The following is an 18,391-nucleotide window of genomic DNA, read 5'->3' as shown; positions in this document are numbered from 1 at the left end:
AACCCCAGGTAGATCGGACAGAACATCGGCCACCGAATCTGACGGAACCCAGGTCTTCATGCGCAGAACCTTACGGCTCCCCGGGAAGTATGAACCACATGAGGAAGCTCTGGATGATCATGCTGGTGGCCGCCTTGTCCGCCTGTTCCAGCACGGGAGAGGTGGCTCCGACGGCCGCCGTGCAGGCCGGCGGCGCCCCCGGCGCGCCGAAGGACGTGGCGACGGGGCTGGCCGTGCCGTGGGCGATCGCGTTCCTGCCCGGCGGCGACGCGCTGGTGACGGAGCGGGACACGGCCAGGTTGCTGCGCGTCAGCCCGTCGGGCCGGGTGAACGAGGTGGCCAAGATCGACGGGGTACGGCCGGAGGGCGAGGGCGGCCTGATGGGCGTCGCGGTCAAGGGCTCGCAAATTTTCCTTTACTACACCGCGGAACAGGACAACCGCATCGTCCGCTACCGGCTCACCGACGGCGGCATCGCCGACCCGAAGGTGATCGTCCAGGGCATCCCGAAGGGCGGCATCCACGACGGCGGCAGGCTCGCCTTCGGCCCCGACGGCTACCTGTACGCGACCACGGGCGAGACCGGCGACCCCGGCCTCGCCCAGAAGCGCGACTCGCTCGCCGGCAAGATCCTGCGCATGACCGTGGACGGCGCCCCGGCCCCCGGCAACCCGTTCGGCAGCCTCGTCTACAGCTACGGCCACCGCAACGTCCAGGGGCTGGCCTGGGACCGCTCAGGGCGGCTGTACGCCTCGGAGTTCGGCGCGAACACCTACGACGAGGTCAACCTCATCAAGCCCGGCGCCAACTACGGCTGGCCCGAGGTCGAGGGGCGCGGCAACGACCCGCGCTACGTCAACCCGATCCTCACCTGGCCGACCTCTGAAGCTTCGCCGTCGGGCATGGCGTACTGGGACGGCTCGCTGTGGGTCGGCGCGCTGCGCGGCGCCCGGCTGTGGCAGATCCCGCTCTCCGGCGAGGGCGCGGCCGGTCGGCCGGTCGCCCACTTCACCGACCGGTACGGGCGCCTGCGCGCCGTGACCGCCGCCCCGGGCGGCGGGTTGTGGGTCGGGACCAGCAACAAGGACGGACGCGGCTCGCCCCGGCCGGGCGACGACCGCATCCTGTCGGTCACCACCCCCTAGCACCTGCCGGCCCGTAGCAGCTCGGCCGCCCCCGGCCTCACCCCGCCGAAGTGCGGCGGGGCTGACCGCGAACGGGCCGTGGGTCGGGAGAGGTCAGCCGGTGGCGGTGCAGGTCATCTGGGTCTGGGGGCGGTACTTGGTGGTCTGCTTCTCCTCCCGCTTGACCACCTTGCCGTCGTCGTGGAAGACCCGGGTCACATCGATCGTGAACCCCTGCTCCCCGGTGGAGGGCACGCAGTCGGCCGCCGAGCTGGTCTCACGCCGGAACGGCTTGAAGTCCCTGCGCTCCGACGCCACGGCCTCGACCTCGTCGAACCGCTTGGTGCTCCACAAGGTCACCGTCACGGTCGTGGCGGTGGTGGCCGCCTTGATCAGCACGCCGGACTCGGAGTCGTTGCGCCACTTCAGGTCGGTGTCCGGGTAGACGAGCGCGGCGTCGCGCCCGGCGGGGAAACGCTGGGTGAAGGAGTCGAGGGCCTGGTGCTCGACGTCCTCGAACCCGCTGAAGAACGCCGCGTTGTACATGGTCGTGGCGAACTGGGAGACCCCGCCGCCGACGATGTTCACCGTGCGCCCGCCGATGACCTGTCCGGCCTCGACGTACCCGTCCTCGACGGTCCGCTCGCCGATCACGTCGTTGAGCGAGAACGTCTCGCCGGGCTGCACGATGTGGCCGTCGAGCTCCTGCGCCATGCGCTGGATGTTCTTCGCCCCCGGCGTGCAGCACTCGAACGTCGTGTTGAAGGAGCCCACGCTCTCCTTGATGCCGAGCCCGCGGATCTTCTCGGTCTCGACCTCGGGGGCGACCGCGCCCAGGCTCACCGGGATGACCCGGTCGCCACCCTGGTCGAACATCTTCTCGGCGTGCCGGGCCAGCAGCTTGTCGTTCACCCCTCGGCCCGTACGGGCGGCCACCAGCACCGGCTTGCCGTCCACGATCTCGTAGGTGGCGTCACGCGGCTGCTGGGCGGCGTCCACGAGCCCGCTCTCCACGGAGGCCAGCACGGCCTTGGCGTCGAACTTGGGCACGAGCACACCGTCGGCGTCGGCGTTGAAGGTCAGGTTCGCGGCGATCATGGCCGGGGTGATCTGCGCCTGCTTGGCGCCCAGGCTCAGCGTGATGGGCCCGGAGACGGCCTGACGCGCCTTGGTCAGCGCGGCCTGGACGCTCTCCTCGGTGGTGACGGGCTTGGCCGGGCGCAGGGTGAGCGACACGTCGCCGCCGCCGCGCAGGAAGGCGTCGCTGATGCGCTTGACGGCGTCGGGCCGATCGAGCAGGACGCCGTCCTGCGGCTGGCGGACCTTGGGCTCCAGCTCGGAGAAGAACACCCTGCCCTCGTGCGAGCGTTTGTCGGCGCCCTCGGCCAGGCCCTCGACGGTCCTGGTGAGCTGGGAGGAGTCGATGCTGACCTTGGGCTCCAGCTCGGTCCTGCCGGTCAGCCCCTGCCAGACCTCCACCGGGCCGGGGAACCCGCTGGGCGCCTGACCGATCGTGCCGACCACGTCGAGCTCCAGCCCGGCCTCGTCGGGCTGGATGGTGTCCTTCTTGCCGCCGATGTCGGCCACGACGGGCTTGCTGAGCTTGGCGCCCAGCTCGGCGCGGAGCTTGTCGGCGGCCTGCGTCACGGTCAGCCCGCCGATGTCGACGCCGGCCACGTGGGTGCCGCGCAGCACGGAACCGGACATGAGCACGGCGGGCACGACGTAGGCCAGCGCCAGCAGGATCACGATGAACGCGAGTAACCCGGTGAAGAGCCTGCGCCGCCTGGGCGGCTCGGGTTCGTATTCCGGCGTCCGTCCAGGAGAACCGGACACGCCGAACACGGGGGCCGGCGGATCCTCACCCTTCATCGGCCACGGCTGCGCGGGCGGCGCCGCAGGAGGCAGCGCACCGCCAGAAGGACCGCCCGCAGCGCTCGGAGCTTGAGCCGGCCGTGGGGACTCCTGCCTGTCCTGCGGGCCGAAGATGTCCCGGGAGACGCCCGGGGGGAGACCTTCGATCCGCGGTTTCTTGGAGACGCCCGACGAGGGCATGGGCACCGAAGCGAACGGGTCGGTAGGCATCGGTCCGGCGTTTCGCACGCCTCAATCTCCTCCCGCTCCGCAGCCAAGTCTCAGGCAACAGTAAGGCACGGAGATCCGCGTATGTCACGGGAAATGGCTACGGAAGTGTGTCAACCTAGCCACCGGTAGCGATGTTCCGGACGACCGGCCGTTCCGTAACGCGGTCGCAGCCCGGCTTGACCCACCGCGCACAGGTGTTCCAGATAGCGGCGGGCGCTCACCCGCGACAGGCCCGTGAGCTCGGCAGCCTCGGCGGCCGACAGGTCGCGGCCCGCCTCCCGCAGGGTATCGGCCACCAGCGCGCACGTGGCCGCCGACAACCCTTTCGGCATGGGCGCACCCGTCTTGGGCGTGCCGAAAAGCCGGTCGAGGTCGTCCTGTCGCGCCTCGGGGCCGATGGCGGTCAGGCGCTTGCGGGTGTCGGCGTACTGCTGGAGCCGTTCGGTCAGGGCGGCGGCGGTGAACGGCTTGATGAGATAGTTGACCGCGCCGCCGCGCATGGCCTCCCTGACGGTGGCCACGTCGCGGGCCGCGCTGATCATGAGGACGTCCACGCCCGTGAGCGCCTTGAGCACCTCAATCCCCGACATGTCGGGCAGGTAGATGTCGAGCAGCACCAGATCGGGCCGGAGCTCGGCCACGGCGGCGAGCGCGTCGGCGCCGGTGTGCGCCATGGAGACCACACTGAAGCCGGGCACGCGGGAGACGTAGCCGCTGTGGATGCGCGCGACCATGAAGTCGTCGTCCACGACCAGCACCCGGATCATGGCCTCACCATCGCCCCGTCGTTCACGGGGGCCGCCGCCTTCGCGGGCAGCAGGGCGGTGAAGACCGCGCCGCCCGCGTTGCGCACGCGCACCCATCCCCCTCGCCGCAGGCACGCCTGCCGCGTCAGCGCCAGGCCGAGCCCGCGCGGGCCCGAGTGCGCGGCCTTGGTCGTGAACCCCTCCCTGAAGACCTCCTCCACCAGGTCGGGGGCGATGCCGGGGCCGGAGTCGCCGACCCTCACCCGCAACCCGTGTGCGTCGGCCTGCACCGATACCTCGATTGTGCCCTCAGCGCCGTCGAGAGCGTCGATGGCGTTGGCGACCAGGTTCCCGACGACGAGGACAGCGTCCTGCGGGTCGCCGAGCAGGCCCTCGGGCACGGCGGAGTCCTCCGACAACACCAGATTGGCGCCGCGCTCGGCCGCCTCGGCCGACTTGGCCAGCAGCAGGGCCGCCAGGGTGGGATCCTGGACGCGTTCGCGCAGGTCGGTGGCGTAGGTGCCGCGAGTGGTGCGGGTGATGAAGGTGATGGCCGCCTCGTGCTCGCCCAGCTCCAGCAGCCCGACGACGGTGTGCATGCGGTTGGCGAACTCGTGGGCCTGGGCCCGCAGCGCCTCTGTCGCGCTGCTGGTGTCGTCGAGCTCGCGCGCCAGGCGTACCAGCTCGGTGCGGTCGCGCAGGGTGACGACCCAGCCTCGGTGCTGGCCGCGTACGGAGACCGGGGTGCGGTTGAGCACCAGCACGCGCTCGCCGTGCAGCACGACGCGGTCCTCGCCCGGGTCGGCGCCGCCGAGCACGTCGCGCATGCGCTCGGAGACGGGCATCTGGGTGAGGTCCTCCCCCACCTCGCCGAGCAGCTCGCGGGCGGCGTCGTTGACGAGCGTGACGCGGCCCTCCAGGTCGAGCGCCAGCACACCCTCCTTGACGCCGTGCAGCACGCCCTCGCGCTGCTCCAGCAGGGCGGCGATCTCGCGCGGCTCCAGACCGAACGTCTGCCTGCGCACCCGCGCGGTGATCACCGCGGCCAGCGCGAGCCCGGCCAGCAGCACCGCCAGGGCCGTCCAGAGCAGCGGCGGCAGCGCCTGGGCGACCTGGCTGATGACCGTGGTCTCCAGCACGCCGACCGAGACCAGGCCGATCACCTGGCCGTACTCGTCGCGGATGGGCGTCTTGCCCCTGACCGTGGTGCCGATCGTGCCCGTCTCGGTGCCGACCCAGCCCCTGCCCGTGGTGAGCACCACCGTGCCGTCGGTCGAGAGCCGCTTGCCGATCAGCGCGGTGTTGGGGTGGGCGTAGCGGATCTGCCGGTCGTTGGCGATCACCACGTAGTCGGCGCCGGTCTCCTGCTGCACGCTCATGGCCAGCGGCTGCAGCACGGTTTCCGGGTTGTTCAGCTTGAACGCCTCGCGCACCTGCGGGAGCCCGGCCACCGACTGCGCGATCGCCAGCGCCCGCTGCTGGTGCAGCGAGTCGAGCTGGTCGCGCGTGTGCTCGGCCCACACTCCACCGGTGCCCCCGATGGCGAGCAACACGATCACCATCTGGAGCACGAACAACTGGGTCCCGAGGGACGCGTCGCGCACCCTTCTCACAGGGCACATGGAAACAAACGCAGGTCACGTCCAGGTCGCGACCAATACGACCACTATGACGGCAAGCGCGCAAAGCCTCGACGGGAGCGCGAACACACTTCACGATCCCAGTTTCATAACCGTGAAAACACCCCCTGGAGTGATCATGCGCTTGCGCGTATTCGCCGCCTTGGCGACACTTTCTCTCGGCGCGCTGACAGGCTGCGGCGGCCAGTCGGGCACCTCCGCCAACGCCTCATTGCGGATCATGGCCCCGGCCGCGCCGGGCGGCGGCTGGGACCAGACCTCCCGCACGGCGGAGCTGGCGCTCAAGACCGCCGACCCGCAGCGCAAGGTCGAGGTGTTCAACGTGCCCGGCGCCGGAGGCACGATCGGCCTGGCCCAGCTCGCGGGCGAGAAGGGCAACGGCAACCTGCTGATGACCATGGGCCTGGTCATGGTGGGCGCCATCGAGCAGAACAAGTCGAAGGTCACGCTGACGGAGACCACGCCCATCGCCAAGCTGACCGAGGAGTACGAGATCGTCGTCGTCCCGGCCTCGTCCCCGTTCAAGACGCTGGCCGACCTGGTGGCCGCCTGGAAGACCGACCCGACGAAGGTGTCGATCTCGGGCGGGTCCGCCGGCGGCACCGACCACATCGTGGCCGGGCTGATGGCCAAGGCCGCGGGCGTGGACCCCAAGCAGGTCAACTACATCGCCCACTCGGGCGGCGGCGAGGCGCTGAACGAGCTGCTCGGCAACAAGGTCAGCGCGGGCGTCTCGGGCGTGGCCGAGTTCGCGGAGCACGTGAAGTCGGGCAAGCTGCGCGCCCTGGGCGTGACGTCCGCCGAGCGGATCCCCGGCCTGGACGCGCCCACGCTCAAGGAGGGCGGCCTGAACGTCGAGCTGGCCAACTGGCGCGGCTTCGTCGCCCCCGGCGGCCTGTCCGACGCCGACAAGAAGGCGCTGACCGACCTGGTGACCAAGATGCACGCCTCGCAGCCCTGGAAGGACGCGGTGGCCAAGAACGGCTGGATCGACTCCTTCCAGACCGGGCAGCAGTTCAGCGACTACCTGAGCGCCGAGCAGACCCGGGTCAAGGCCATCATCGCCGAGATGGGGCTCGTGTCCTGATGTCCCGTTGGTGGCGGCCCGAACTCGGGCTGGCGGTCGTGGTGCTGGCGCTGGGAGTGTTCGTCGTGGTCGGGACGCTGGACGTCTCGGCCGCGGCCTCCCAGCTCGGCCTCGGGCCGCGTTTCTTCCCCATGCTGGTGGGCGGGTCCATGGTGGTCATCGGCCTGTTCTACGTGATCGACGTGCTGCGCGGCGGCCGCGGCGAGCCCGAGGAGAGCGAGGACGTGGACGCGGAGGCGCCCGCGGACTGGCGCAGCGTCGGACTGGTCAGCGGCGTCTTCCTGGCCTTCACCGCGATCCTGAACGCCGTCGGCTGGGTCATCGCCGCGAGCCTGCTGTTCTTCGGCCTGTCGGTGGTGCTCGGAGCCGAGCACAAGCCCCGGGCCGCCGGGATCGCCGTGGTCATGGGCGTGGCGACGTACCTGCTGTTCGTCAAGGGCCTGGGCGTGACGCTGCCCGGCGGGCCCCTGGAGGGGGTGATCTGAGTGGACTCGCTGCAGCTCCTGCTCGACGGCTTCGCCGCCGCGCTCACCCCGGTCAACCTCATGTACGCGCTCATCGGCGTCACCCTCGGCACCCTGGTCGGCGTGCTGCCCGGCATCGGGCCCGCGATGACGGTGGCGCTGCTGCTGCCGATCACGTTCACGGTGCCGCCGGCCAGCGCGTTCATCATGTTCGCCGGCATCTACTACGGCGGCATGTACGGCGGCTCGACCACCTCCATCCTGCTCAACACGCCCGGTGAGTCGTCCTCGATGATCACGGCGCTGGAGGGCAACAAGATGGCCAAGCGAGGGCGGGCGGCCCAGGCGCTGGCCACGGCGGCCATCGGCTCGTTCGTGGCCGGGACGCTGGCCACGGCGCTGCTCGTGGTGGCCGCGCCGGCCGTCGTCAACATCGCGATCTCCTTCGGTCCCGAGGACTACTTCGCGCTGGCGATCCTGGCGTTCACGGCCGTGTCGTCGGTGTTGTCCCGCTCGATCGTGCGCGGCCTGGCCTCCCTGGGGCTGGGCCTGGTGATCGGGCTCGTCGGCATCGACCAGCAGACCGGCCAGGCCCGGCTCACGCTGGGCATCCCGCAGCTCCTCGACGGCATCGACGTGGTGATCGTCGCTGTCGGCCTGTTCGCCCTCGGCGAGGCCCTGTACGTGGCCTCCCGGCTGCGCCACGCCACCCCTGAGGTGGTGCCCGTCGGGCGGGCGTGGATGGGGGCCTCCGACTGGCGCCGCTCGTGGGCGCCCTGGCTGCGCGGCACCGCGCTGGGCTTCCCGTTCGGCGCGCTGCCCGGCGGCGGGGCGGAGATCCCCACGTTCCTGTCGTACGCGGCCGAGAAGCGCCTGGCGCACGGTGTGGCCCGCGAGGAGTACGGCAAGGGCGCCATCGAGGGCGTGGCGGGCCCCGAGGCGGCCAACAACGCCTCGGCGGCGGGCACCCTGGTCCCGCTGCTCACGCTGGGCCTGCCCACGTCGGCCACGGCCGCGATCCTGCTGGCGGCCTTCCAGCAGTACGGCCTGCAGCCCGGCCCGCAGCTCTTCGACCACAACCCTGGGCTGGTCTGGGCCATGATCGCCTCGCTGTTCATCGGCAACACGATGCTGCTGATCCTCAACCTGCCCCTCGCGCCGCTGTGGGCCCGCGTGTTGCGGATCCCGCGCCCGTACCTGTACTCCGGGATCGTGCTGTTCGCCGCCCTCGGCGTCTACGCGCTCAACGGCACGGTGGTGGACCTGGTCGTGCTGTACCTGCTCGGCCTGCTCGGGTTCGCCATGCGGCGCTTCGGCCTGCCGGTCGCCCCGGCCGTGATCGGCATGATCCTGGGCCCGATGGCGGAGATCCAGCTCCGCAGGGCGCTGGCCATCGGGGCGGGCGACGTGAGCGTGCTCGTCCGCAGCCCGATCGCCGTGGTGCTGCTGACGCTGTCGTTCCTGGCGCTGCTCATGCCGCTGTACAGAAAACTCGCGACACGACGGAAAATCACCTCACACGCCGAATAGTTTCTTCAAACGGCCCCGCCGACGTGTCCGCGTCGGCGGGGCCTGCCGGTTCTCCTACTCGCTCACCCCGAGCTTCTCAAGGATGAGCTGCCGCGCCCTGGCCGCGTCGGCCTTGCCCCTGCTGGCCTTCATCACCCCGCCGACCAGCGCACCGGCCGCCGCGAGCTTCCCGGAGCGCACCTTCTCGGCCGCGTCGGCGTTGTCGGCCAGCACCTGGTCGATGATCGCCGCCAGCTCGCCCTCGTCGTTGACGATCCGCAGCCCGCGCCGCTCGACCACCTCGTCGGGCCCGCCCTCACCGGCCATGACGCCTTCGAGCACCTCGCGGGCCAGCTTGTCGTTGAGCGCGCCGGAGGCGACCAGCTCGGTCACCCTGGCGATCTGCTCAGGGGTGATGGGCAGACCGGCCAGCGCGACGCCGGTCTCGTTGGCGCGGCGCGCCAGCTCACCCATCCACCACTTGCGGGCGTCGGCCGCCGGCGCGCCCGCCGCGATCGTGGCCTCGACCAGGTCGACCGCGTCGGCGTTGCGCATGGCCTGCATGTCGAGGTCGGACAGCCCCCACTCGGACTGCAGCCGCCTGCGCCTGACCGAGGGCAGCTCGGGCAGGGCCGCCTTCAGCTCGGCCACCCACGCCTGGTCGGGCGCGATCGGCACCAGGTCGGGCTCGGGGAAGTAGCGGTAGTCCTGCGCCTCCTCCTTGGACCTGCCGGACGTGGTGGTGCCGGTGTCCTCGTGGAAGTGCCGCGTCTCCTGGAAGATCTTCCCGCCCCCGGCGAGGATGGCCGCCTGCCGCTCGATCTCGCTGCGCACGGAGCGCTCGACGCTGCGCAGCGAGTTGACGTTCTTGGTCTCGGTGCGGGTGCCCCACTCGCCGGCGCCGCGCGGCATGAGCGAGACGTTGACGTCACAGCGCAGCGACCCCTCCTCCATGCGCACATCGGAGACGCCGAGCGAGCGCATGATCTCACGCAGCTCGGTCACGTACGCCCTGGCCACCTCGGGCGCCATCCGGTCGGTACCCGGGATGGGCTTGGTGACGATCTCGACCAGCGGGATGCCGGCCCTGTTGTAGTCGACGATCGAGTAGTCGGCCCCCTGGATGCGCCCGGTGGCACCACCCACGTGGGTGGACTTGCCGGTGTCCTCCTCCAGGTGCACCCGCTCGATCTCGATCCGCACGGTCTCGCCTTCGACCTCGACGTCGATGTAGCCGTCGAAGCAGAGCGGCTCGTCGTACTGCGAGATCTGGTAGTTCTTCGGCATGTCCGGATAGAAATAGTTCTTCCGGGCGAAGCGGCACCACTCGGCGATCGAGCAGTTCAGGGCCAGCCCGATGCGGATCGTCGACTCGATCGCCTCGGCGTTGGCCACCGGCAGAGCCCCGGGGAAGGCCAGGCAGGTCGGGCAGACCTGCGTGTTGGGCGGCGCCCCGAAGGCTGTCTTGCAGCCACAGAACATCTTCGACCTGGTGCCCAGCTCGACGTGCGTCTCCAGCCCCAGCACCGGCTCGAACCGCTCGAGCGCTTCGTCGTACGGCATGAGCGTACCGGCAGTCATAGTGAGGTCCTTAGTTCAGATCGTTGTATTTCACGCTATCGCTTCGGCACTCAGAGGAAGCCATGGCTTCTCAGCGCCTTCGAGGTGGTATCCACCCATTCGGCATAGGCGGGTAATTGGGCCAGCACGGCGAGATCGACATGGTCACCGGCGAAGGCGAAGTGCTCGTCGACCTTCCGGTGACCGACACCCGACAGCACAGTCCGCAGCACGGCCTTGGGATCGGAGATCCTTTCGACCTCACGCGGCTTGGCCGGCAGACGCCGGACGTCGGCGCCGGGAACGCGAGCCCAGACCTGCGCATCCGCCAGCAGCCAGGCCTCGGTCTCCTTCACCGGGATGAGAGGGATCACCTCCCTGCCCGCGTGCCGGTCGGCCTTGGCTCGCTCCCGATGATCGCTGTGCAGGAAGATCAGGTGGCAGTCGCCCGCCAACTCGTGGATGGCCTGCCGGATCCGTTCGTCGTCCTTGATCATCCGGCATGCGCTGTACTGGACCGCCTGCACGTCCACGGGACGGGGCGCATAGTCGGTCAAGGCGCGTAGCTGACGTCCGATGACCCGGCTGAGGAAGAGCACGTCGGTGTCTCCCTCGGTCACGAGCCCCGGCACAAGGGGCCGGCTCATGGCACCTGCCCCACGGCGCTCAGGTAGGTGCGGACCTGACGTGGGGACACAAAGGTCCCGGGTTCTCCCTCTTCACGCACCGGCTTGGCCACGGTCAGCCTGGAACGAGGATTCCCCCCGCCCGTGCGCCATGCCGAGTCGAGAAAGACCAGGGCTTCCGGAGCCGCCTGGTAGAGCGTCGACACCGCGACGGGCGAGTGAGTAGTGAGGATCACCTGCCGCCAGGACCTTCCCGACACCCCCACTCGCTGTGCGATCCGCTCCAGCAGCCGGCCGAGTCTGCTCGGGTGAAGGCCGTTCTCGATCTCCTCCACCATGAGCAGGCCCGACGACGACTGGTCGTAGAGCGCGGCCAGCAGCGCCAGCACCCGCAGCGTGCCGTCGGAGGCGAGTCTGCCCGGCAGGGGCTCGTGATCGACGAGGATGTCGAACGACCACTCCTCCTGCCGCTCGTCCAGCACCGGGCTGACGCCTGTCACGTCGGGCACCAGCGCGGACACGTCCACCATGAGGTTGTCCAGCTCGCCCGTGCCCTTCATCCTGCCCAGCACGGCGGCCAGATTGCCGGCGGTTTCCGTCAAAGGCCGACGGTCGTGGACGGAGGTCGGCCTTCGCATGGCCGCTGGGTCGGGCACGTGGAAATGCCAGTGCTTCACTTCGGCGGGCCACAGCTTCGAGCGAGCATCCAGCGGGTCTGTCGCCACCGACCAGCTCGCGTCGGTTCGGGCGGCCTCGATCCTCGCGCCGATCCGTCTCCGATCACCCTCGCGACCCACCTCGGCCACTGGCGCGATCGTGAACCGCGGGACGGAGCCCTGACCGACCGGCTGGTGGAACAGCTCCTGTGGCTTGCCTCTCCGCGCGTTGAGCAGCGGGTCGTCGTCCCGCAGCTCCGGATCACCGGCCGACAGGGCCGAACGTACGAACGCCAGCGCGTCCAGCAGGTTGGACTTGCCGCTCGAGTTCGGCCCGACCAGGGCGAGGAACGGCGGCACGTCGAGTTCGAAGTCCAGGAAGGACTTGAACCCGTCGATCTCGATTCGCGTGAGCATGCCGCCGTCCCCCTCTCTCCTCTACAGAGCCGGCGCCTTGGAGAGCAGGCCGCCGCCCCAGCGGCCCTCCAGCGCCTTCTCCACGGCCGCGCCGACGCGGTAGCAGCGGTCGTCGGCCAGGACCGGCGCCATGATCTGCAGGCCGACCGGCAGGTTGTCCTCATCGGCCAGGCCGACCGGCACCGAGATGGCCGCGTTGCCCGCCAGGTTGGACGGGATGGTGCACAGGTCGGCGAGGTACATCGCCATCGGGTCGTCGGCGCGCTCGCCGATCGCGAAGGCCGTGGTCGGCGTGGTCGGCGAGACCAGGACGTCGACCTGCTGGTAGGCGGCCTCGAACTCGCGGGAGATGACCGTGCGGACCTTCTGTGCCTGGCCGTAGTAGGCGTCGTAGTAGCCGCTGGACAGCGCGTACGTGCCGAGCATGATGCGCCGCTTGACCTCGGGGCCGAAACCGGCGGCCCTGGTCAGCGCCATGACCTCTTCTGCGCTGCGGGTGCCGTCGTCGCCGGCGCGCAGGCCGTAGCGCATCGCGTCGAAGCGCGCCAGGTTGGAGGAGCACTCGGAGGGCGCGATGAGGTAGTAGGCGGGCAGCGCGGTCGTGAACGACGGGCAGGAGACCTCGACGACCTTGGCGCCGAGCGACTCCAGAAGCTGCACGGCCTCGTTGTAGCGGGCCAGCACGCCGGGCTGGTAGCCCTCGCCGGCGAACTCCTTGACGACGCCGATGCGCATGCCGGCGACGTCGGCGTTCCTCGCGGCCTCGACCACGCCGGGCACGGGCGCGTCGATCGAGGTGGAGTCCATCGGGTCGTGCCCGGAGAAGACCTCGTGGAGCAGGGCCGCGTCGAGGACGTTGCGGGCGAAGGGCCCTGGCGTGTCGAGCGAGCTCGCGAACGCGATCAGCCCATAACGGGACGAGCCACCATAGGTCGGCTTCATCCCCACGATGCCGGTCACCGAGGCCGGCTGCCTGATCGAGCCGCCCGTGTCGGTGCCCGTGGACAGCGGCGCCTCGTAGGCGGCCACGGCGGCGCTCGAACCGCCGGAGGACCCGCCGGGCACCCTGGTCAGGTCCCACGGGTTGTGGGTGGCGCCGTAGGCGGAGTTCTCGGTGGAGGAGCCCATGGCGAACTCGTCGAGGTTCGTCTTGCCCAGGATGACCAGGCCGGCCTCGCGCAGCCGCGCGGTGACGGTCGCGTCGTAGGGCGGGCGCCAGCCTTCGAGGATCTTGGAGGCGGCCGTCGTCGGCATGTCGCGCGTGGTGAAGATGTCCTTGTGCGCGATCGGCACCCCGGCCAGCGGGCCGAGCCGCTCGCCCGCCCTGAGCCTGGCGTCGACGGCGCGCGCCTGCTCGATCGTCGTCTCGCGATCGACGTGGAGGAACGCCTTGACCTTGGGCTCCACCTCGGCCATGCGGTCGAGATGGGCCTCGGCCACCTCGACGGCCGACACCTCGCCACCGGCGATCATCGAGCCCAGCTCGGCGGCGGTCTTGCGGATCAAGCTCATGCCTCCTCCCCGAGGATGCGCGGCACCCGGAAGCGGTCGTCCTCGACGGCGGGCGCGCCGGAGAGCGCCTGGTCGGGCGTCAGGGACTGTCGCACCTCGTCGGCACGGAAGACATTGGTCAGCGGAAGCGCGTGCGACGATGGCGGCACGTCCTCGGCGGCGACCTCGGCCACCTTCGCGACCGCCTCGATGATGGCATCGAGCTGGGTGGCGTAGTGGTCGAGCTCGTCGTCGGTGAGCGCCAGCCTGGACAACCGGGCCAGGTGGGCGACCTCGTCGCGGGTTATGGCGGACATGAGTCGGTTAACCCGTTTCGTGGATGGAGTCTTTGGACACTGCCATCCTAGGGGGCCTCACGGAGCAGGCCCGAACCATTAAGCGGTCCGGCTGACCTCGGCCCTGTAGCCGTACTCCACGTCGGGCGCGGCCTCGTAGTGCTCGTGCAGCCACGCCGTCGCGTCCGCGGCCGGCATCGGCTCGCCGAACAGCCATCCCTGCCCCATGTCGCAGCCCATCTCGGCCAGGCGCATGGCGACTTCGTCGGTCTCCACGCCCTCCGCGACCGAGCGCAGCCCGAGCGAGCGCACCAGGTCCACGATGGAGCGGACGATCCGGTCGTCGTCCTCCGACTCGGCGATCCTGCGCACGAACGAGGCGTCGATCTTCACCTCCGACACCGCCAGCCGCTGCAGCCTGATCAGCGAGGAGTAGCCGGTGCCGAAGTCGTCGAGGGCCAGCGGCACGCCGAGCGTGGCCAGCGCCTTGATCGTCTCCTGGGTGTAGGCCTGGTCGCCGGTCAGGATGCGCTCGGTGACCTCCAGTTGGATGGCCCCCGGCGGCAGGCCGTACCTGGCCAGGCCCAGTTCGAGCTGCTCGGGCAGGGCGGAGTCGAGCAGGTCGCGGGCGGAGATGTTGACGGAGACCTGCGCCCGCAGCCCGGCGTGCCACCAGCGCGCGGCCTGGTCCAGCGCCACCTCGATCACGTACGCCGTGAGCTGCCGCATCAGGTACGACTGCTCGGCCAGCGGCACGAACTCCGACGGCGGGATCGGCCCATGGGCCGGATGGTGCCAGCGCAGCAGCGCCTCGACCCCGTGGACGGCGCCGTTGCCGAGGCCGACCTTGGGCTGGTAGTGCAGGCGCAGCTCGCGGTTGTCGATGGCGCGGCGCAGGTCGCCGAGGAGATTGAGGCGTTCTGGGGAGTTGCGATCTTTGTCCGGCTGGTAGAGCTCGACGCCGGTGCGTCCCTCCTTGGCCAGGTACATGGCCACATCGGCCCGCTGGAGCAGCAGTTCGAAGTCGGGGGCGTGGTCCGGGTAGAGCGCGATCCCGACCGAGCCGTCCACGTCAAACGTCATGCCCTCCAGGCGCACCGGCTCGGTGAGCGCGGCCCGCAGCCTGGCCGCCACCTCCCTGGCCGCGTGGGTGTCCCTGATCGAGGGCAGCAGCACGGCGAACTCGTCGCCGCCCAGCCTGGCGACCACGTCGCCGGGGCGCACCGAATGGGTGAGCCGGTGCGCGACCATCTGCAGCAGCCGGTCGCCCACCGGGTGGCCCATCGTGTCGTTGACCTCCTTGAACCGGTCGAGGTCCAGCAGGAACAGGCCGACCCGCTCGTCCTGGCGGGCCTCGGCCAGCGCCTCCTCGGTGCTGACGATGAGCATCTTGCGGTTGGGCAGGCCGGTCAGCTCGTCGTGCATGGCCTGGTGATCGCGGCGCATGGAGAGCGTGGCGGTGAAGTAGACGGCGGCCAGGGGTGCGACGAAGAGGGGCACGAGGCCGGGTGAGTGGTTCATGACCACGACGACCAGGGGCGCCAGGCCCAGCAGCCCGGCGTACACGAGGCTCTGCGGGCCCGAGGTGGACTTCAGCACGCGGGTGATCGAACGCCGTTCGTGCAGCGCGACCGCGCCGCTGACCAGGGTGGCCCTGACGGCGAAGTACGCGATTCCCGCCAGCACGATCGGCAGCACGTCGCCGCTGCCCGGCACCCACGGCAGGGCGGGGCTCGGCACGATCCCGAACATCCCCAGCACCACGGCCGCGGCCGTCAGCGCCAGCGTCGACTGGGCGATGTTGAACATGACCCGATGCCACGACTTGCGCGTCACCACGCCGTTCATGGCGACGGCGACGGCCTGCATCAGCACCGCCACGGGCAGCCCCAGGTGCAGCAGCACTGCGAACGTGAACATCGTGGACGGGTACGTGCCGCCCACGACCGTCGCGGACGACAGCATCACGGGCCTGAGCTCACCCAGGATCACCAGCACGGCCAGCATCCAGAACAGCGGCGTGCGGGCGAGTTCCACCAGCCAGCCCGGGTTCAGCCTGAGCATGGCCACCACCAGGGCGGTGAAGCCGATCACGGTTACGCCCGCGAGGAACGCCCACAACGGCGTGCCGACGCGTGGTCCTGTGTCGCGGGTGTCGGTTGGGTCAGTCATCGGTAACAGAACCCCCATTAGGTCACTATGGGAGGGTACGACCTTCACCCCACTTCGCGAAACCAAGCGCGTACGTTCCGTCACTTCTCCTTTCCGACATATACCCAAAAAGCACCCTAAGTAGCAAACCGTGCACGCTGCCGCACAACGGCGTGGGTTAGTCGCCCACGTCGTCCCCATTCGCCGTCTCCAGACCGGCCGTCCTGACTCTTCGGACAGCCACCCGTCTTGGACGCTTATGACCCGTGATCGGATGACCGATCCGACATGGGATCTTCGCCACTTTTCAAGAGGCGTGTAAGTCCCACGCCCCCAGGGGCCGGGGCGACTACGGTTGCGGGGTGATGGCGTGGCCCGCCGCCGCCTTGGGGCCCTCGTTCAGCAGGACCTCGAAGCCGGCCCCGTCCAGGATCGGCACCCCCAGGCTGACCGCTTTGTCGTACTTGGACCCGGCGTTCTCCCCCGCGATCAAGAACGATGTCTTCTTCGACACCGACGAGGCGACCTTCCCGCCCCTGTCGCTGATCGCGTCCGCGGCCGAGTCTCTGGTGTAACCCTCCAGCGTCCCCGTCACCACGAACGTCATGCCTTCGAGGATCTGCGGCCCCTTCTCGGGCGCGGGCTCGTCCTCCATGCGCACCCCGGCGGCCCGCCACCGTTCGATGATCTCGCGGTGCCAGTCGACCTCGAACCACTCTTTGATCGTCGCCGCCACCCGGGGCCCGATGCCGGCGACGGCGGCCAACTCCTCCTCGGAGGCGTTCATGATGGCCTCGATCGAGCGCATGGCGCCCGCCAGGTCGCGGGCGGTCGGCGGGCCGACGTGCCGGATCGACAGGGCGACCAGGAGCTGGGCGAGCGACACCTGCTTGGCCCGGTCGAGCTCCTCGATGAGCACGCGCGCGTTGGCGCTGGGTTCGCCGTCGAGGTTGGAGAAGAAGGAGACGACCTTCTGCTCGCCGGTCTTGGGGTCGATCTTGGGCAGCCCGCTGTCCTGGTCGCGGACGACGGACCTGATCGGGATGAGCTGGTCAAGCGTCAGGTCGAACAGGTCGGCCTCGGTGCGCACCACGGGCTCCTGCGGCGGGAGCGGCTGGGTGAGCGCGGTGGCCGCGACGTAGCCGAGCCCGTCGATGTCGAACGCGCGCCGTCCGGCCGCGAAGTAGAGACGCTCGCGGATCTGCGCTGGGCAGCTCCGCGCGTTGGGGCAGCGCAGGTCGGCGTCGCCCACCTTCTCGTAGGCCAGCTCCGTGCCGCACTCCGGGCAGCGCGTCGGCATGACGAACTCCCGTTCCGACCCGTCGCGCAGCGCCGTCACCGGGCTGAGGATCTCGGGGATGACCTCGCCCGCCTTGCGCAGCACCACGGTGTCGCCGATGAGCACGCCCTTCTTGGCCACGACGGCGGCGTTGTGGAGCGTGGCCCGTTCGACGGTCGAGCCTGCCACCAGCACGGGCTCCATCACCGCGTACGGCGTCACCCGCCCGGTGCGGCCGACGCCCACCTGGATGTCGAGCAGCTTGGTGTTGACCTCTTCCGGCGGGTACTTGAACGCGATCGCCCAGCGCGGAGATCGCGAGGTGGAGCCCAGCTCGCGCTGGGTGCGGAAGTCGTCGATCTTCACGACGACCCCGTCGATCTCGTACGGGGGGTCGTGGCGGTGCTCCCGGTAGTACTCGATGAACTCGCCGACCCCGTCGAGCCCGGGAACCACCTTGTAGAGATCGCTGACCGGCAGGCCGAACTCGCGCAGCCGGTCGTAGACGTCGGACTGCGCGCGGGGCTCGGTGGCGCCCTCCCAGATGCCGATGCCGTGCACCAGCATTCGCAGCGGCCGCTGGGCGGTGATGCGCGAGTCTTTCTGGCGCAGCGTGCCCGCCGCGGAGTTGCGCGGGTTGGCGAAGGGCGGCTTGCCCTGCTCGACGAGCTGCTCGTTGAACTTCTTGAAGTCTTCGACCGGGATGTAGACCTCGCCGCGCACCTCGACCAGGCTGGGGACGTCGTCGCCGTGGAGCCGGTGCGGGACGCCCTTGATCGTGCGGACGTTGGCCGTCACGTCGTCGCCCGTGCGCCCGTCGCCCCTGGTCGCGCCCCGCTCCAGTTTGCCGTCGCGGTAGACCAGCGCGATCGCCACCCCGTCGATCTTGAGCTCGCACAGGTAGGGGCCGGGCTCTCCCTCGGCCAGCCGCTCGGCCCTGGCCGTCCAGGCGGCCAGGTCGGCGTCGTTGAAGGCGTTGTCGAGGCTCTCCATCCGGTTCAGGTGCACGGCCTCGGCGAAGTCGCCCGAGACCGGCGCGCCCACCTTCTGCGTGGGCGAATCGGGCGTCCGGAGCGACGGATGGGCCTCCTCCAGCGCGAGCAGCTCTTTGAACCACCCGTCGAACTGGGCGTCGCTCACCGTCGGCTGGTCGAGCACGTAGTAGCGCAAGCGGGCCTCCTCGACCAGCTCGCTCACCTCGGCATGCCGCTTGAGCGCGGCCACGGGCACGCCCCCGGTCTGCGCCTCACTCACGGCTGG

14 protein-coding genes are annotated in these 18,391 nt (G+C 70.2%); 4 read left to right on the top strand and 10 right to left on the bottom strand.

Features of this window, described 5'->3' with window-relative positions:
- Positions 1-98: 98 nt before the first annotated feature.
- Positions 99-1,145: a PQQ-dependent sugar dehydrogenase gene (locus tag ACFOY2_RS11440; RefSeq protein ID WP_379527946.1), complete on the top strand. Its 1,047-nt coding sequence runs from the start codon at positions 99-101 to the stop codon at positions 1,143-1,145.
- Positions 1,146-1,238: 93 nt separating this feature from the next.
- Here the strand turns inward: ACFOY2_RS11440 and ACFOY2_RS11435 are convergent, their stop codons facing one another.
- The 3 genes from ACFOY2_RS11435 to ACFOY2_RS11425 form a co-directional block, all read right to left on the bottom strand.
- Entirely contained in the window at positions 1,239-2,996 is a 1,758-nt protein-coding gene (locus ACFOY2_RS11435; protein WP_379527945.1) for a VanW family protein, read from the bottom strand.
- 323 nt (positions 2,997-3,319) lie between these two features.
- Complete coding sequence (locus ACFOY2_RS11430) at positions 3,320-3,976, bottom strand: response regulator (protein WP_379527944.1); 657 nt, start codon at positions 3,974-3,976, stop codon at positions 3,320-3,322.
- Positions 3,973-5,568, bottom strand: a complete 1,596-nt coding sequence (locus ACFOY2_RS11425; RefSeq protein ID WP_379527943.1) for an ATP-binding protein — start codon at positions 5,566-5,568, stop codon at positions 3,973-3,975. Before ACFOY2_RS11425 ends, ACFOY2_RS11430 begins: the two co-directional genes overlap by 4 nt.
- A gap of 145 nt (positions 5,569-5,713) precedes the next feature.
- Here ACFOY2_RS11425 and ACFOY2_RS11420 point away from each other — a divergent pair, with 145 nt between their 5' ends.
- From ACFOY2_RS11420 to ACFOY2_RS11410, 3 genes are read left to right on the top strand one after another with little or no spacing between them, the layout of a single operon-like run.
- Positions 5,714-6,682, top strand: a complete 969-nt coding sequence (locus ACFOY2_RS11420) for a Bug family tripartite tricarboxylate transporter substrate binding protein (RefSeq protein ID WP_379527942.1) — start codon at positions 5,714-5,716, stop codon at positions 6,680-6,682.
- Positions 6,682-7,167, top strand: a complete 486-nt coding sequence (locus ACFOY2_RS11415; RefSeq protein ID WP_379527941.1) for a tripartite tricarboxylate transporter TctB family protein — start codon at positions 6,682-6,684, stop codon at positions 7,165-7,167. Before ACFOY2_RS11420 ends, ACFOY2_RS11415 begins: the two co-directional genes overlap by 1 nt.
- Complete coding sequence (locus ACFOY2_RS11410; protein WP_379527940.1) at positions 7,168-8,676, top strand: tripartite tricarboxylate transporter permease; 1,509 nt, start codon at positions 7,168-7,170, stop codon at positions 8,674-8,676.
- A gap of 54 nt (positions 8,677-8,730) precedes the next feature.
- Here the strand turns inward: ACFOY2_RS11410 and gatB are convergent, their stop codons facing one another.
- The 7 genes from gatB to ligA form a co-directional block, all read right to left on the bottom strand.
- Positions 8,731-10,236, bottom strand: a complete 1,506-nt coding sequence (gene gatB / locus ACFOY2_RS11405; RefSeq protein WP_379527939.1) for an Asp-tRNA(Asn)/Glu-tRNA(Gln) amidotransferase subunit GatB — start codon at positions 10,234-10,236, stop codon at positions 8,731-8,733.
- Between the two features lie 50 nt (positions 10,237-10,286).
- On the bottom strand, positions 10,287-10,862 hold the full coding sequence (locus tag ACFOY2_RS11400; RefSeq protein WP_379527938.1) for a hypothetical protein: 576 nt from the start codon (positions 10,860-10,862) through the stop codon (positions 10,287-10,289).
- Positions 10,859-11,914 carry an AAA family ATPase gene (locus ACFOY2_RS11395; protein WP_379527937.1) on the bottom strand — a complete coding sequence of 352 codons (1,056 nt, stop codon included), beginning with the start codon at positions 11,912-11,914 and terminating at the stop codon, positions 10,859-10,861. The genes ACFOY2_RS11400 and ACFOY2_RS11395 overlap by 4 nt, the downstream gene beginning before the upstream one ends.
- A 21-nt stretch (positions 11,915-11,935) precedes the next feature.
- A complete protein-coding gene (gene gatA / locus ACFOY2_RS11390; RefSeq protein ID WP_379527936.1) occupies positions 11,936-13,426 on the bottom strand; it encodes an Asp-tRNA(Asn)/Glu-tRNA(Gln) amidotransferase subunit GatA in 1,491 nt (496 codons plus the stop codon).
- Positions 13,423-13,722 carry an Asp-tRNA(Asn)/Glu-tRNA(Gln) amidotransferase subunit GatC gene (gatC, locus tag ACFOY2_RS11385; RefSeq protein WP_344991736.1) on the bottom strand — a complete coding sequence of 100 codons (300 nt, stop codon included), beginning with the start codon at positions 13,720-13,722 and terminating at the stop codon, positions 13,423-13,425. The genes gatA and gatC overlap by 4 nt, the downstream gene beginning before the upstream one ends.
- Positions 13,723-13,800: 78 nt before the next feature.
- Entirely contained in the window at positions 13,801-15,873 is a 2,073-nt protein-coding gene (locus ACFOY2_RS11380; protein WP_379527935.1) for a putative bifunctional diguanylate cyclase/phosphodiesterase, read from the bottom strand.
- Between the two features lie 328 nt (positions 15,874-16,201).
- On the bottom strand, positions 16,202-18,385 hold the full coding sequence (ligA, locus tag ACFOY2_RS11375; RefSeq protein WP_379527934.1) for an NAD-dependent DNA ligase LigA: 2,184 nt from the start codon (positions 18,383-18,385) through the stop codon (positions 16,202-16,204).
- Positions 18,386-18,391 lie beyond the last annotated feature (6 nt).

Source organism: Nonomuraea purpurea (genome assembly GCF_042650645.1).
GTDB classification, from domain to species: Bacteria; Actinomycetota; Actinomycetes; order Streptosporangiales; family Streptosporangiaceae; genus Nonomuraea; species Nonomuraea purpurea.
Note: the sequence above shows the minus strand (reverse complement) of the source record. Positions and strands in the feature narration are given on the sequence as shown.